The following is a 13,735-nucleotide window of genomic DNA, read 5'->3' as shown; positions in this document are numbered from 1 at the left end:
GCCTGACACGCCTCTGTAACATTTTTGTAGCAATGGCCTGAGAGTATCTGGCTCAGCTGTTATGTGTGCTCGATTTGGCTGCTATCACCCGATGGCAGCTTTTTTTTGCCCTGCGAACGAGGACATGGATGTCTGTCGCGGCGCTGCGAGTCGGCGTCGTTTTCTTCCCTCCTTGTTCCCGAGATCCGCAATGTTGCGTAAATCCCTCCGCGTGCAAATTCTTTCGCTGCTCGGTGGCAGCCTGGCGGCGATGTTGCTGATCGCCCTGGTGTGCTTCCAGTTCCTCTCATCCAGCGTGCATGGCTACGCCGAGCTGGTCGATGGCCCGCTGCGCGCCTCGCAACTGATCGACGAAGCGAACCTGCAGTTCAAGGTCCAGGTGCAGGAATGGAAAAACGTGCTCCTGCGCGGTCGTCAGCCGGCCGAGCTGGACAAGTACTGGCAGCAGTTCCAGGGCCGTGAACAGCAGGTGCAGCAGTTGCTGGGGCAGTTGACCGAGAGCAGCGAGGGCGGCCTCAGGGCGTCTGTGCAGCAGCTGCGTGACAGCCACCAGCAGTTGGGCCAGGCCTATGCGCAGGGGCGCCAGGCGTTTCTTGCCGCGGGCGGCGATCCGGTGGTCGGCGATCAGGCCGTCAAGGGCGTCGACCGCGCGGCCAGCGAGCAGATGAGTGCGCTGGTCGAGCAGTTGCGCGGCGCGGCCCGCGAACGCGCCGCCGAGATCAATGACAGCGCCCAGCGCACGGTCTGGATTGGCCTGCTGGTGATGCTCGGCTCGGCGCTGCTGGTGGGCTTGTTCAGCCTGTGGCGAGTCAACCGCAGCCTGATCGAACCGATCCGCCAGCTCATCGACTATGTCGCGCAGCTCAGCCAAGGGCGCTTTGCCGCGCACGTCGATGCGCGCCGCGAGGACGAACTGGGCCGCTTGGCGCGGGCGGCCAACACCCTGCGCGATTTTCTCGCCGAGACCATCGGCCGGCTCAAGGACAACGCCGACGAACTGGAGGGCGCCAGTGGTCAGTTGCGTAGCTTGGCCGGCGACATGGCGCGGGGTACACAGGATCAGTTCCAGCGCACCGATCAGGTGGCCACGGCGATGCACCAGATGTCGGCGACCGCCCAGGAGGTGGCGCGCCATGCCGCCGAAGCCGCACGCGCGGCCGACGACGCCGATCACAGTGCCCAGGCGGGCGAGCAGGTGATGCAGGCGACCATCGCCACCATTGCCAACGTCAACCGCGAGATCGCCGGCACGGCCGCGGTGATCCGTGACCTGGAGCACGACAGCACGCGGATCGGCAAGGTCCTCGAAGTGATCCGCGGGATTGCCGAGCAGACCAACCTGCTGGCGCTCAATGCGGCGATCGAAGCCGCCCGCGCTGGCGAGGCCGGGCGCGGCTTTGCCGTGGTCGCCGACGAAGTGCGCAGCCTGGCCCAGCGCACGGCGGCGTCGATCGCCGAGATTCATCAGATCATCGAGGCGGTGCAGTCCGGCGCGCTGGAAGCGGTCAAGGCCATCGAGAGCGGCCAGCAGCGCAGCGAGGAGGGCGGCGAGCAGGTGCAGCAGGCGGGCCAGATGCTGCAACGGATCACCACGGCGGTCGAGGCGATTCGCGACATGAACCGGCAGATCGCCACGGCGGCCGAGGAGCAGACCAGCGTGGCCGAGGACATTTCCCGCAACCTGATCGAGATCACCCGCATCGCCACCGCCAACCAGCAGGCCGTGGAGCACACCGAGCAAGCAGGGCAGCGCCTGCACGGGTTGTCTGGGCAACTGGGTGAAGTCACCTCGCGGCTGACCGCCTGAGTGCGCCACGCCGCGTCGAAAGCGCGGTGGGGAAATCCGCCACATCGCGGCTGTTTGGCGCTTGGGTGTGGCGGATTGTCGCCATGCAAACTGCTCAGTCTGGGGTGCGACGAAGCGCCCCAGCCATTAGCCATTGGTCTTGATGAATCTGGCACGGACCCTGCTTAAGGGGCCCACGGCGGTCGTCTCCGATTCATCGATACCCCAGGCCATGGCTGACACCAGGATCAGCCCGGCCAGAACAACAATCCGGGCGTGCATATGCGGGGGGAGCGGTCTGCCAGTCACTTCACCTCAATTGGATTGAACAATGAAAAAAATACTGCTGACGCTCCTCTGCCTGAGCGTCATCGGCTGCTCCAAGCCCAGCGAGCCGCAGAAATCCGTCGACGTCCTGCTGATCGGCGGCGGCATCATGAGCGCCAGCCTGGGGACCTACCTCACCGAGCTGCAACCGGACTGGAAGGTCGACGTCTACGAGCGCATGGACCAGGTTGCCGAAGAAAGCTCCAACGCCTGGAACAACGCCGGTACCGGCCACTCGGCCTTCTGTGAGCTGAACTACACCAGCGAAGGCAAGGACGGCACGATCGACATCAGCAAGGCGGTCGGGGTCAACGAGCAGTTCGAGATCTCCAAGCAGTTCTGGGCCTACCAGGTCGAGCAGGGCGTGCTGAGCAACCCGAAGTCGTTCATCAACAACGTGCCGCACATGAGCTTTGTCTGGGGTGAGGAGAACATCGCCTTCCTCCACAAGCGCGTCGCTGCGCTGCAGCACAGCTCGCTGTTCCGCGGCATGGAGATCAGCGAAGACCACGAGCAGATCCGCCAGTGGGTGCCGCTGGTGATGGAAGGCCGGGCGCCTGAGCAGAAGGTCGCGGCCACCCGCATGGCGATCGGTACCGACGTCAACTTCGGCGAGATCACCCGTCAGCTGTTCGCCTCGATGAGCCGCAACCCGAATGTCCAGCTGCACCTGCGCCACGAAGTGCGGGACATCGTTCGCGCTGAAAACGGCAGCTGGAATGTCGTGGTCGCCGACCTCGCCAACGGCGGCAAGGAAACCAGCGTCAACGCCAAGTTCGTCTTCATCGGTGCCGGGGGTGGCGCGCTCAAGCTGCTGCAGAAATCGGCGATCCCGGAAGCCGAAGGCTATGCCGGCTTCCCGGTCGGTGGCCAGTTCCTGATGACCGACAACCCGGACATCGTTGCCCGCCACAAAGCCAAGCTGTACGGCAAGGCCTCGGTCGGTGCGCCGCCGATGTCCGTGCCGCACCTCGACACGCGGGTGATCGATGGCAAGGAAGTGCTGCTGTTCGGCCCGTTCGCGACCTTCTCCACCAAGTACCTGAAAAATGGCTCGCTGCTGGACATGTTCGCCTCGCTGACCAGCCACAACATCAGCCCGATGGTGCATGCCGGGATCGACAACATCGACCTCAGCACCTACCTGATGGGCCAGCTGATGCTCAGCTTCGACGACCGCATGGACAACCTGCGCGAGTACTTCCCGAACGCCAAGAACGAAGACTGGAAGCTGCTCCAGGCAGGCCAGCGCGTGCAGGTGATCAAGAAGGACCCGCAACTGGGTGGCGTCTTGCAGTTCGGTACTGAAGTGGTGGCCTCCCAGGACGGCAGCATTGCCGCGCTGCTGGGCGCATCGCCGGGTGCCTCGACCGCTGCGCCGATCATGCTGACGGTGCTGGAAAAGACCTTCAAGGACCGCGTCAAGAGCCCCGAGTGGCAGGCCAAGCTCAAGCAGATCGTGCCGACTTATGGCCAGAAGCTGAACAACGACCTTGAGCTGACCAACAGCACCCGCGAGTGGAGCAGTGAGCGTCTGCAACTGCTGTACGTGCCGGTGCAGGCTGAGCAGGCACTGGTCCAGGCGACCGCTACGCAGTAACCCGTCGCTTGCATCACGGCGCCTCCTTCGGGAGGCGTTTTTTTACCCGCGGATCGGTGTCGCCCTTTTCGCGGGCAAGCCCGCTCCCACAGGTTTTCGTGTTGATCACAGATAGCATGAATTGCCCGGACCCTGTGGGAGCGGGCTTGCCCGCGAAAAGGGCGACACAGATGCGGGATGGTTTCCCGCAGGCAACAAAAAGCCCGCGCAGGGCGGGCTTGATGTGAACAGGATTTGGTCGGAGAGACAGGATTCGAACCTGCGGCCTTCTCGTCCCGAACGAGACGCGCTACCTGGCTGCGCTACACTCCGATGAACGAAATCCTACTGCAAGCCATTTTTCGACGCAAGCCCTTGTTGTAAAAAGACTGTTTGCCAAAAAACCGGCCTGAATCAGAGCTCTTTCACGGTGCGGATCTGGTCTTTGTTGATGCGCGTACGCTTGCCATCGAGTTGCTCGAATTCGTAGAAGCCGGCGTCTTCGTCGTACTGTGGCGAGTCCACCGTCTGGATCTCACGGCCATCGTTCAAGGTGATGACGGCCGGCGATGCGCAGCCGGCGAGGGCGCCCAGGCCCAGGGCAAGCAGAAAGGCGGGAAGGGTCCGTTGAATCATCATGTTTCTCCAGTCGAGGGTGCTTGATGACATTAAGACGCAGCGCGTCCATCCAAGTTCCTTGCACAGTGCAGCATAGCGCCAATGCCCAGGCATTGATCGACAGCAACGCCTGCGCTCGAGCCCGCGGTACCCTGTGATATAAACACAGGCATCTCTTCCCCTGTGACGGACCCCCATGAAAGCCAAGGCAGATACCCCTTTCGTGCCGCTGAACATCGCCGTGCTGACGGTCAGCGATACCCGCACCTTCGACACCGACACCTCCGGCCAGCTGTTCGTCGACCGCCTCACCGGCGCGGGTCATCAGTTGGCGGACCGCGTGCTGCTCAAGGACGACCTCTACAAGATCCGCGCCCAGGTCGCGACCTGGATCGCCGACGAGCAGGTGCAGGTGGTGCTGATCACCGGCGGCACCGGCTTCACCGGTCGTGACAGCACTCCGGAGGCCGTTGCCTGCCTGCTGGACAAACAGGTGGACGGCTTTGGTGAGCTGTTCCGGCAGATCTCGGTCGCCGATATCGGCACCTCGACCGTGCAGTCGCGCGCGCTGGCCGGGCTTGCCAACGGCACCCTGGTCTGCTGCCTGCCGGGCTCGACCAATGCGGTGCGCACCGGGTGGGACGGGATCCTCGCCGAGCAGCTCGACGCCCGCCATCGGCCGTGCAATTTCGTTCCTCACCTGAAGCAGGCAGCGGCCTGTGCCAGCCGTGGTTGAAGGCGCGCAGCAGCGGCCGTTGATGCCGGTCGAAGAAGCCCTGCAACGTTTGCTGGCGCTGGCCGAATCGGCGCCGATCGGCGACACCGAGACGGTCAGCCTGGCCGAGGCCGAGGGCCGGGTGCTGGCGGTCGACCTGGTCGCCGAGCTCGACCTGCCGCCGTGGCCCAACAGCGCCATGGACGGCTACGCCCTGCGCCTGGCCGACTGGCACGGTGACGCGTTGCCGGTGAGCCAGCGGATCTTCGCCGGCCATGCGCCGCCAGCCTTGCAGCCCGGCACCTGTGCGCGGATTTTCACCGGCGCGCCGTTGCCCGCGGGCGCCGACTGCGTCGAGATGCAGGAGAACGCCGAGGTGCTGGACGATGGCCGGGTGCGCTTCCTCGAGCCGCTGCGGCCCGAGCAGAACGTCCGTCCGCAAGGCCAGGAAACCCGTGTTGGCGAGCAGGTGATGAGCGCCGGCACACGCCTGGGGCCGATCGAACTGGGCCTGGCCGCCACGCTCGGGCATGCCCGTCTCGAGGTGGTGCGCAGGGTCCGCGTGGCGGTGTTGTCGACCGGTGACGAGCTGGTCGAGCCCGGCCTGCCGCTGGGCCCTGGGCAGATCTACAACAGCAACCGCCGTCTGCTGGCCAGCTGGCTGCAGCGGCTGGGCTGCGAGGTGGTGGATGTCGGAATCATTGCCGATGACCTGCAACGTACCCGTGACTGCCTGGCAGGCCTGGGCGATGTCGACCTGATCCTGTCTACCGGCGGGGTATCGGTGGGTGAAGCCGACTACCTCGGCATCGCCCTGCGCGAAGCCGGGGAGCTGGCGCTGTGGAAGCTGGCGATCAAACCGGGCAAGCCGCTGACCTTTGGTCATTATCGCGGCGTGCCGGTGATCGGCCTGCCGGGTAATCCGGCCTCGACCCTGGTCACCTTCGGCTTGCTGACGCGGCCCTACCTGCTGCGCCGCCAAGGCGTGGCCAAGGTCGAGCCGTTGCGTTTCAGCGTCGAGGCGGGCTTCGACTGGCCCAAGGCCGGGACCCGTCGCGAGTACCTGCGGGCGCGTATCGAAGACGGTCGGGTGCGCATCTACAAGAACCAGAGCTCCGGTGTACTGCGCAGCGCCGCCTGGGCCGAAGGCCTGGTCGAGGTGCGCGAAGGCAGCACGCCGCAGCAAGGTGACCGGGTGTGGTTCATTCCGCTCAGCGAGCTACTTGGCTGAGCGCCCGAGCAACACTGCGCTGGCGCTTGGCTGGGGCGCCGGCGCCGCCTGGGTCAGGCGCATGTGCACGGTTTCCAGTTGCTGTGCGGCGACGCTCCAGTCGTGCCGCTGGCGGACGAACTGGCGACCGGTTTCGCCCAGTTGGGCCATGCGCCACGGCTGGTTGAGCAGTTGGTTGATCTGCAGGGCCAACTGGCCGCTGTCATCGCTGCCCAGGTAATGTTCGCCATTGTTCAGGGCCAGCCCCGAGACGCCCTTGCTGGTGCTGATCACCGGCAGGCCGGCGGCCATCGCCTCGAGTATCTTCACCTTGGAGCCCCCGGCGTAGCGTAGCGGGGCGAAGAACAGCGCCGAGCGCCGCTGCAGTTCACGCAGGTCGGGGCGGTAGCCGATCCATTCGATACGCGGGTCGTTCCAGTGCAGTTTCCAGCTCGCTGGCAGCGCATGCCCGGCGATCGCCAGGCGTACCGCCGGGTTGCTCATCCACACCTGCGGCAGGATCTCTTCCAGCGCCCACTCGATCGCCTCGAGGTTGGCCCCGTACTCGAAATTGCCCACGAACAGCAGGCGTTGGCTGTGCGCGGCGGGGCGCACGTCCTGGTAGTGATCGCAATCCACACCATTGACCACGACGTTGACCGGCCTGCCGCTGATCTGGCTGATCAGTTCGGCATCATGGGCGCTGACCGCCACCACTTCGCTGGGTTGGCGCAGGACCCGTTGCTCCCAGCGCCGGTAGCGCCAGCGGTCGAATGCATTGAGTGGTCTGAGCCACAGCGGCAGGCGGTCGTGGCAGGCGGCGCCCATCACCGATTCGAGGGTGTGCTCGCTGAGCATGTACGGCAGGCCGCGCGCCTGCAGGGCCTTTTCGAAGGGCTGGAAGCTGTAGCTGTGCTCGATCTGGATCACGTCCCAGGGCTCGTCCAGCAACTGTTCGAACTGGTGGCGCAGGCAAGGCGCCAGGCCGTGAATGATCGCCCGCATGGGGTAGTCGATGATGGGCGAGGCGAGCAGGTTGAGTGGGCTGTGCAACGGCCGCCTGGGCAGCACGATCAAGCGCTCTACCAATGGCTCCAGGGCTTCGCGGGCGCTGTCGCCGAGGGGGACTTTGGACTGCACCAGCAAGGTGATCCGGTGGCCGTGCTGGGCGAGTTCGCGCAGCAGGTGATATTGCCGCGTCTTGCTGCCGCTGGTGGTAGGCCAGGGCAGGTAGGGCAGTGTCCACAGTATGCGCATCGTCCCAATCCTCGCGGGCGGCCGGGCAATGGATGGCAAGGCGAGCTGCGAACTGTCAGCCAGCGTGGGCTGTCGCGGCGCGTCCATAGGTATCAGTAAAGCGTACGCGGTGCGCTTCGCCCAGCCACTCGCAGCCCTGCAGTGCAACCGCCAAGCAGGTCGTGTAGACCGGGGTCAGGCGGTTGGCGAAGATGTGCGTCAATAAAATGGCCATCCGTTGAGCGCGCTCACACGGCTTGCCAAATATCTGTCGATCATGCGCCTGTGGCTCCCGGCTTTCAATCGGATTCGGTCATTGCGCGGGCAATTGTCCGGCGAGTGCAGCAATTCGCCTTTGGCCATGGTCGAGATTGAAGTTGGATTCTTTTCTGGGAGGGGGACGTGATGGGCGAGCGCAAGGCAATGTTGGTCCTGCATGGCAAGCAGGCCTTGAATGAGGACGTGCGGGCGGCAGTGACTGCTGTACGCGAGCGCGGTTGGCACCTCGATGTGCGGCTGACCTGGGAGGCGGGCGATGCCCAGCGATTGGTCGGCGAAGCGCTGCAGGCCGGCTACAGCCATATCGTCGCCGGTGGCGGCGACGGCACCCTGCGCGATGTCGCCGAGGCCATGGGTTTCGCCCGCACCGAGGCCAGCCTGGTGCTGCTGCCGCTGGGCACGGCGAATGATTTTGCCAAGGCCGCCGGCGTGCCGCTGGAGCCGGCCGAGGCACTGGCACTGCTCGATCAGCCGCCGTGTCCGATCGACCTCGGGCGGGTGGGTGATCAGCTGTTCCTGAACATGGCCACCGGTGGCTTCGGCAGCCAGGTCACGGCCAACACTTCGGAAGACCTGAAAAAGGTCATCGGCGCCGCCGCCTACCTGTTCACCGGGCTGTCGCGCTTCAGTGAGCTGCAGGCCGCCTCGGTCGAGCTGCAGGGGCCGGATTTCCACTGGCAGGGTGATCTGTTGGCGCTGGGTATCGGCAACGGCCGCCAGGCCGGCGGCGGGCACGTGCTTTGCCCTGAGGCGCTGGCCGATGATGGCCTGCTCGACATCGGCATCCTGCCGGCGCCGCAGGAAATGGTCGGGGCGTTGCGTGACCTGCTCGCGGGGGAGGGCTTGTTCGTCCGGGCGCGCCTGCCGTGGGTAGAGATCAAGAGCTCGCAGGGCTTGGACATCAACCTCGACGGCGAGCCGTTGCAGGCCGACAGCCTGCGCTTCGAGGCGATGCCGGCGGCGTTGCGCGTGCATTTGCCGGCGCACTCGGCGCTGCTCAGTCGTCCAGGCTGATGATCTTCTCGCGGACCGCGAACAGCACCAGGCCGGCGACGTCGTAGATTTGCAGGCGCTTCATGACCTGCGAGCGGTGGCTTTCCACGGTCTTGATCGACAGCCCCAGGCCGTGGGCGATTTCCCGCGTGGACTTGCCGCGCACGATCAGCCGGAGGATTTCCAGCTGGCGCTCGGTCAGGTTGTGCCGCTCGCTGGTGCTCTGCTTGCCGTTGTGTGCCTGCTGCAGCGCCTGGTTGATCACCGTGTGGGCGATCGCCGGGCTCAGGTAGCGTTCGTCGGCGCGCAGCGCCGCCAGGGCCTGCTCCAGCTCGGTGGCGGTGGTGTCCTTGAGCAGGTAGCCATGGGCGCCGCTTTCGAGCGCGCGCATGATCAGCTCCGGGTCGGTGTGCATCGACAGGATCAGGACCTTGCAGGCATCGCCGTGGGCGCGCAGGTGGGTGAGGGCGTCCAGGCCACTGGTCGAACGCATCGAAATGTCCAGCAGGACGATGTCGGGGGTGAGTCGCCGGACCAGTTCCAGCAATTGCCCGCCGTCGTCGGCTTCGCCTACCACCGTGTAGCCAGGAATGTCTGCAACCAGGGCGCGAACGCCGGCGCGGATGAGCGAGTGGTCATCCACCAGCAATAATCTACAGGTCATGGGTAGCGGGGGTCCTGGCGCGTTCATGAGTACGGGGTGGCCACGGGAACAGCGCGTCGATGCGCGTGCCTTGGCCGGGCTGGCTGGTGACGGTCAGGCGTCCTTGCAATGCGCTGACCCGTTCATGCATGCCGGCCATGCCGCGCTGGCCTGCCTCGGCCGGGCTGTCGGCCGGGACGAACCCGCGGCCGTCGTCCTGGATCGACAGGGCCAGGCCTTCAGGGGCGCGCCGCAGCTGAATGTTCAGGTTGCGCGCCTGGGCGTGGCGGAGCACGTTGGTCACGGCTTCCTGGGTAATCCGAAAGGCGGCCATGCTGGCAGCGTCACTGATGCCGCCCAGCCGTTGCTGGCACTCCAGGCTCCACTGCAGGTCGCTGTTGGCCAGGGTGCGCAGCAGGTGCGCGCGCAGGCTGGCCTCGAGGCCAAGGCTGGCCAGTTGCCGCGGATTGAGCAGCGCGGAGACGTTGCGCACGTTGCCCAGGGTCTCGTCGAGGGTGCTGCGCAACGTCGCGCAGTGCCCGTGCAGGTCGCTCGGCATCCGCCGCTGCAGCCAGTCGAGTTGCAGCTTGGCGGCGGTGAGCAGTTGGCCGATGTCGTCGTGCAGTTCGCGGCTCAGGCGTTGGCGCTCGCTCTCCTGGACCTTGAGCATGCGATCAGCCAGCTCGGCCGGGCGCAGGTTGACCGAGCGTGCCCATTGGCCCAGTTGCCAGGCGACGCCGAGCACGGCGGCCAGTTGCAGCAGGATCACGCTGAGTGGCAGTGGCAAGGTTTGGTAGTGCAGCGCCAGGTTGGCGGTCAGTGATGCCACACAGAGCGCTGCGGTGACCCAGCGCAGCACGGCGGTGCGCGAGCAGCGACGCAGGGGAATCTTCAAGCGTGGAAGCATAGATAGGGAAGCCACTGAGTTAATGCTGTTGGAGGCCGTGCACGTGTCTGACCAGAGGCTTTGGCGTCCTGCTTTCAATCAATCGTCCAGCGTGTATTCAATTGACGGCTATCGGCGCTGCCTGCATTCATTTGCGCGCATGGTATCACTTCAAGTGTGATTGGTCGCGATTGCCCAATGCGGCGAAACCTCCGGTTTTGCGGGGTGATGAGGCAGTCTGGCGAAGTCCGTCAACTAGCAGAATGCCATTATGGCGCTGCAGGGGGGTGTGCCGACTGCAACTAAGCAGCGGCGCGCTTGGGAATATCTTGTGTAACTTAGTCAACTTTTGAACACGCTTGCTTACATGCGCTTAGTTGCGAACACGTAACAATTGTTATTTTTCTGGATCGGCGGAATGGCGTGCGGGGTGCTTTGCCTTCCCTGACGCACACGTTTGCGCGTGCGGTTGATCGAGCGCACTGGCCAGTTGCACGAGCAGCAGGTGCTGTTCGCTGGGGTCGAGGTCGAGGCGTCCGGTGTGGGCATCGAGCAGCTCCAGTTGCCAAGCGAGCAGGTCGAGGCACGCCTGCACCGACGGCAGCGCTGCGGTCTGCAGGTGCTGATCGCCGCAGGCGGGCGCGAGCAGGTCGCGCAGGGCCGACGTGTACTCGGCCACCTGCTCGAGGCCGAGGGTTTCGGCGCGCACGGCGAGGCTGCCCAGGGTGTCGTCCAGGCAGAGGCAGGCATCGGGATCGTTATCGATCATCTGCAGGTGCTGCAGGCATTCCTGGGCCTGGCTCAGCGAAACCTGGGCATCCAGCAGAAAGTCCTGCAGCGCACTGGGGGGCAGCGGGGTGCTTTGCATCATGACCCTCCTGCACACAGGACGGCAGCAAGGCTGGGGCACACCGGGACACGTGCTAGCAAAAGCCTGACTCCGTTCATGCAATGAGAATGGCGTCACATTAATGGCTAATGGATAGCGCGAACATCAGGTTGTGCCCGATTGCCGTCTAGGGGAAACCCTGATGGCGCGTCAGCTGCGGCCAGGTGTCGCAGGGGCTGCGAGGCGGGGAAGTGGCAGCAGTAAATCATGATGGTAAAGTGATATCAATTGCCCGCGAGGCTTTTTCCTGAAGGGGTCAAGCTGGGCGACTGTCCGCCGATACAGGACGGATGATCCTACTTTTCCCGACTCATGCCTGGGGGTTTTGCAATGGCTGGTATTCTCGACACTGTAGACCAACGTACGCAACTGGTAGGTGAGAACCGGCTGGAAATCCTGATGTTCCGCCTGGCCGGTCGCCAGTTGTTCGCGATCAACGTGTTCAAGGTCCAGGAAGTCCTGCAGCTGCCCAAGCTGACCCTGATGCCGCAGCGCCACGCCTTTGTCTGTGGGGTGGTCAACCTGCGCGGCCAGACCCTGCCGGTCATCGACCTGTCCCAGGCGATCGGCATGCGCCCGCTGCAGCCGGGCCCAGACAGCACCATCATCGTCACCGAGTACAACCGTTCGGTGCAGGCCTTCCTGGTCGGCGGGGTCGACCGCATCGTCAACATGAACTGGGAGGCGATCATGCCGCCGCCGACCAGCGCCGGCCGCCAGCACTACCTGACCGCGATCACCAAGGTCGAGGAGCAGTTGGTGGAGATCATCGATGTCGAGAAGGTGTTGGCCGAGATCGTGCCGTACAACGCCAAGGTCTCCAACGACAAGCTCGCCGATCCGGTCCTGGCCCGTGCCCGTGGCCGCGAGGTGCTGCTGGTGGATGACTCCAGCGTGGCCCTGGCGCAGTTGCGCGACACGCTGTCCCAGCTGGGGGTCAAGCTGCATGTCGCCAGCGACGGTCTCAAGGCCCTGCGCATGCTCAAGGGCTGGGCGGATGCCGGCGAGGACCTGTGTGAAAAACTGCTGATGATCTTCACCGATGCCGAGATGCCCGAGATGGACGGCTACCGGCTGACCACCGAGATCCGTTCCGATCCGCGCCTGCGCGGGCTCTACGTGGTGCTGCATACCTCGTTGTCGGGCAGCTTCAACGAGTCGATGGTGAAGAAGGTCGGGTGCGACAACTTCCTCTCCAAGTTCCAGCCGGACCGCCTGGTGGACGTGGTGCGCCAGCGCTTGATGCTCGACCACGCGCCTGCGTGATACCTGCCCCTGGCCTGCCGGGTATAAGCTAGGCGTTTTCAGCTGGCGGCAGGTGAGGCAGGGATGTTTCTGAGTGGGTTGTATCGGTATCCGGTGAAGTCGTGCCAGGCGCAAAGCCTGGAGGCTTCGGCTGTGGACCTGTTGGGGTTGCGCGGTGATCGGCGCTGGTTGGTGGTGGAGGCGTCGAATGGGCGCTTCCTCACCCAGCGCGCCTGGCCGCGGCTGACCCAGCTCAAGGCGAGCCTGGGCGAGGCAGGGCGGCTGCTGCTGGAGGCGCCAGGGCAGACGCCGCTCGAGGTGGCGGTGCCTGCTGATGACGAAGATTTGCGCGGTGTGACCATCTGGCGTGACACGCTGCGGGTGCCGGACGCTGGCGATGAGGCGGCGGGGTGGCTCAGCGAGTTGCTCGGCAAGCCGGTGCGCTTGGTGTATTGCCCTGAGCAGCGGGCGCGTTACCTGCCCAGTGGGTATGGTTTGAACAGTGATCGGGCGGCGTTTCCGGATGGGTTTCCGTTGTTGCTGATTGGGCAGGGTTCGCTGGATGAGCTGAATCGGCGGGTGGGTCGTGAGCTGGAGATGTTGCGGTTCAGGCCGAACCTGGTGGTGCACGGGGCTGAGCCGTTCGCCGAGGATGGCTGGAAGCGGATTCGCATTGGTGAGATGACGTTCAGGGTGCTCAAGCCTAGTGTGCGCTGCATTCTTACGACCCTGGATCCGCGGACCGGTGAGCGCAGTGCTGATCGGGAGCCTTTGGCGACGTTGAAGACGTTTCGTGAGCGGGACGGGGATGTGTTGTTTGGGCAGAACCTGGCGGTGGATGGGAGTGGGGAGATTGCCTTGGGGATGGAGGTCGAAGTCCTCAAGTAGGTGCGTTGGTCGGGGTGGTTGCTGATGAGTCGGGTTTTTTTGGGGGGGGGCTGGGGTTGGTGAGCATATCCGTTCGTTGTGGCGAGGCTGCCGGCCCCTTCCGCCCTTACGGCGGGTCACTTTTTTTCTTGGAAAAAAGTAACCAAAAACCGCTTGCTCCTACATCCGGCCCTTCGCTGCGCTACGGGTTCCCTCACTCCGGCCTTGCTCCCGCGAGGACCGGGCTGTACGGGCCTTCCTGGCCCGTACAGCCCGGTCCTCGCGGGAGCAAGACCGGAGTGAGGGAACCCGTAGCGCAGCGAAGGGCCGGATGCAGGAGCAAGCGGTTTTTGGTTACTTTTTTCCAAGAAAAAAAGTGACCCGCCGTAAGGGCGGAAGGGGCCAGCAGCAGCCCCCCATCAACCGGATAAGCTCGATACCCAAAACGCGCCCCCACCGGCA

At 64.7% G+C, this 13,735-nt stretch carries 12 protein-coding genes, 1 tRNA gene and 1 pseudogene; 8 read left to right on the top strand and 6 right to left on the bottom strand.

The features are described from left to right. Nucleotides 1-61 precede the first annotated feature (61 nt). The 3 genes and pseudogenes from CCOS865_RS28865 to mqo form a co-directional block, all read left to right on the top strand. Nucleotides 62-874, top strand: a pseudogene (locus CCOS865_RS28865) (methyl-accepting chemotaxis protein); the annotation flags it as partial. Nucleotides 875-1,039: 165 nt separating this feature from the next. Continuing rightward, on the top strand, nucleotides 1,040-1,807 hold the full coding sequence (locus tag CCOS865_RS28860) for a methyl-accepting chemotaxis protein (protein ID WP_415842710.1): 768 nt from the start codon (nucleotides 1,040-1,042) through the stop codon (nucleotides 1,805-1,807). Nucleotides 1,808-2,117: 310 nt separating this feature from the next. Then, complete coding sequence (gene mqo, locus CCOS865_RS25405) at nucleotides 2,118-3,713, top strand: malate dehydrogenase (quinone) (protein WP_119146070.1); 1,596 nt, start codon at nucleotides 2,118-2,120, stop codon at nucleotides 3,711-3,713. Between the two features lie 235 nt (nucleotides 3,714-3,948). On the opposite strand, the gene CCOS865_RS25400 is transcribed toward mqo, so the two are convergent. Together CCOS865_RS25400 and CCOS865_RS25395 are read right to left on the bottom strand one after the other, a co-directional pair. Further along, nucleotides 3,949-4,025: transfer RNA gene (locus tag CCOS865_RS25400), tRNA-Pro, on the bottom strand. Between the two features lie 81 nt (nucleotides 4,026-4,106). Continuing rightward, the gene (locus CCOS865_RS25395) at nucleotides 4,107-4,328 is read right to left on the bottom strand and encodes a YgdI/YgdR family lipoprotein (protein WP_119146068.1); all 222 of its coding nucleotides are present in this window, start codon (nucleotides 4,326-4,328) and stop codon (nucleotides 4,107-4,109) included. A gap of 178 nt (nucleotides 4,329-4,506) precedes the next feature. On the opposite strand from CCOS865_RS25395, the gene moaB reads away from it, so the two are divergent. Both moaB and CCOS865_RS25385 read left to right on the top strand, forming a co-directional pair. Beyond that, complete coding sequence (moaB, locus tag CCOS865_RS25390; RefSeq protein WP_119146066.1) at nucleotides 4,507-5,046, top strand: molybdenum cofactor biosynthesis protein B; 540 nt, start codon at nucleotides 4,507-4,509, stop codon at nucleotides 5,044-5,046. 22 nt (nucleotides 5,047-5,068) lie between these two features. Further along, complete coding sequence (locus tag CCOS865_RS25385) at nucleotides 5,069-6,256, top strand: molybdopterin molybdotransferase MoeA (RefSeq protein ID WP_119146404.1); 1,188 nt, start codon at nucleotides 5,069-5,071, stop codon at nucleotides 6,254-6,256. On the opposite strand, the gene CCOS865_RS25380 is transcribed toward CCOS865_RS25385, so the two are convergent. Beyond that, nucleotides 6,245-7,492 carry a glycosyltransferase family 4 protein gene (locus CCOS865_RS25380; RefSeq protein ID WP_119146064.1) on the bottom strand — a complete coding sequence of 416 codons (1,248 nt, stop codon included), beginning with the start codon at nucleotides 7,490-7,492 and terminating at the stop codon, nucleotides 6,245-6,247. The genes CCOS865_RS25385 and CCOS865_RS25380 overlap by 12 nt on opposite strands. Nucleotides 7,493-7,876: 384 nt before the next feature. Here CCOS865_RS25380 and yegS point away from each other — a divergent pair, with 384 nt between their 5' ends. Then, nucleotides 7,877-8,764 (top strand): lipid kinase YegS, encoded by an 888-nt coding sequence (gene yegS / locus CCOS865_RS25375; protein WP_119146062.1) that lies wholly within the window; start codon nucleotides 7,877-7,879, stop codon nucleotides 8,762-8,764. Here the strand turns inward: yegS and CCOS865_RS25370 are convergent. From CCOS865_RS25370 to CCOS865_RS25360, 3 genes are all read right to left on the bottom strand, one after another. Beyond that, entirely contained in the window at nucleotides 8,748-9,407 is a 660-nt protein-coding gene (locus CCOS865_RS25370; protein WP_119146060.1) for a response regulator, read from the bottom strand. The two genes, yegS and CCOS865_RS25370, sit on opposite strands and share 17 nt — an antisense overlap. Beyond that, a complete protein-coding gene (locus CCOS865_RS25365) occupies nucleotides 9,397-10,293 on the bottom strand; it encodes a sensor histidine kinase (protein WP_119146058.1) in 897 nt (298 codons plus the stop codon). The genes CCOS865_RS25370 and CCOS865_RS25365 overlap by 11 nt, the downstream gene beginning before the upstream one ends. Before the next feature lie 376 nt (nucleotides 10,294-10,669). Next, nucleotides 10,670-11,140 carry a histidine kinase gene (locus CCOS865_RS25360; RefSeq protein ID WP_119146402.1) on the bottom strand — a complete coding sequence of 157 codons (471 nt, stop codon included), beginning with the start codon at nucleotides 11,138-11,140 and terminating at the stop codon, nucleotides 10,670-10,672. A 351-nt stretch (nucleotides 11,141-11,491) separates the two neighbouring features. On the opposite strand from CCOS865_RS25360, the gene CCOS865_RS25355 reads away from it, so the two are divergent. Beyond that, on the top strand, nucleotides 11,492-12,427 hold the full coding sequence (locus CCOS865_RS25355) for a chemotaxis protein CheV (RefSeq protein WP_119146056.1): 936 nt from the start codon (nucleotides 11,492-11,494) through the stop codon (nucleotides 12,425-12,427). Nucleotides 12,428-12,490: 63 nt separating this feature from the next. Then, the gene (locus CCOS865_RS25350) at nucleotides 12,491-13,294 is read left to right on the top strand and encodes an MOSC domain-containing protein (RefSeq protein WP_119146054.1); all 804 of its coding nucleotides are present in this window, start codon (nucleotides 12,491-12,493) and stop codon (nucleotides 13,292-13,294) included. Nucleotides 13,295-13,735 lie beyond the last annotated feature (441 nt).

The sequence above is a fragment of the Pseudomonas reidholzensis genome (genome assembly GCF_900536025.1).
Taxonomy (GTDB): domain Bacteria; phylum Pseudomonadota; class Gammaproteobacteria; order Pseudomonadales; family Pseudomonadaceae; genus Aquipseudomonas; species Aquipseudomonas reidholzensis.
This window is presented reverse-complemented; position numbering and strand designations above follow the sequence as displayed.

Excerpts from the sequence above, each read along its gene's own strand:
- CCOS865_RS25380 (WP_119146064.1), bottom strand. The coding sequence starts at position 7,492 with ATGCGCATACTGTGGACACTGCCCTACCTGCCCTGGCCTACCACCAGC.
- mqo (WP_119146070.1), top strand. The coding sequence starts at position 2,118 with ATGAAAAAAATACTGCTGACGCTCCTCTGCCTGAGCGTCATCGGCTGC.
- CCOS865_RS25385 (WP_119146404.1), top strand. The coding sequence starts at position 5,069 with ATGCCGGTCGAAGAAGCCCTGCAACGTTTGCTGGCGCTGGCCGAATCG.
- yegS (WP_119146062.1), top strand. The coding sequence starts at position 7,877 with ATGGGCGAGCGCAAGGCAATGTTGGTCCTGCATGGCAAGCAGGCCTTG.
- CCOS865_RS25350 (WP_119146054.1), top strand. The coding sequence starts at position 12,491 with ATGTTTCTGAGTGGGTTGTATCGGTATCCGGTGAAGTCGTGCCAGGCG.
- CCOS865_RS25395 (WP_119146068.1), bottom strand. The coding sequence starts at position 4,328 with ATGATTCAACGGACCCTTCCCGCCTTTCTGCTTGCCCTGGGCCTGGGC.
- CCOS865_RS25370 (WP_119146060.1), bottom strand. The coding sequence starts at position 9,407 with ATGACCTGTAGATTATTGCTGGTGGATGACCACTCGCTCATCCGCGCC.
- CCOS865_RS25365 (WP_119146058.1), bottom strand. The coding sequence starts at position 10,293 with ATGCTTCCACGCTTGAAGATTCCCCTGCGTCGCTGCTCGCGCACCGCC.
- CCOS865_RS25355 (WP_119146056.1), top strand. The coding sequence starts at position 11,492 with ATGGCTGGTATTCTCGACACTGTAGACCAACGTACGCAACTGGTAGGT.
- CCOS865_RS25360 (WP_119146402.1), bottom strand. The coding sequence starts at position 11,140 with ATGCAAAGCACCCCGCTGCCCCCCAGTGCGCTGCAGGACTTTCTGCTG.
- CCOS865_RS28860 (WP_415842710.1), top strand. The coding sequence starts at position 1,040 with ATGGCGCGGGGTACACAGGATCAGTTCCAGCGCACCGATCAGGTGGCC.
- moaB (WP_119146066.1), top strand. The coding sequence starts at position 4,507 with ATGAAAGCCAAGGCAGATACCCCTTTCGTGCCGCTGAACATCGCCGTG.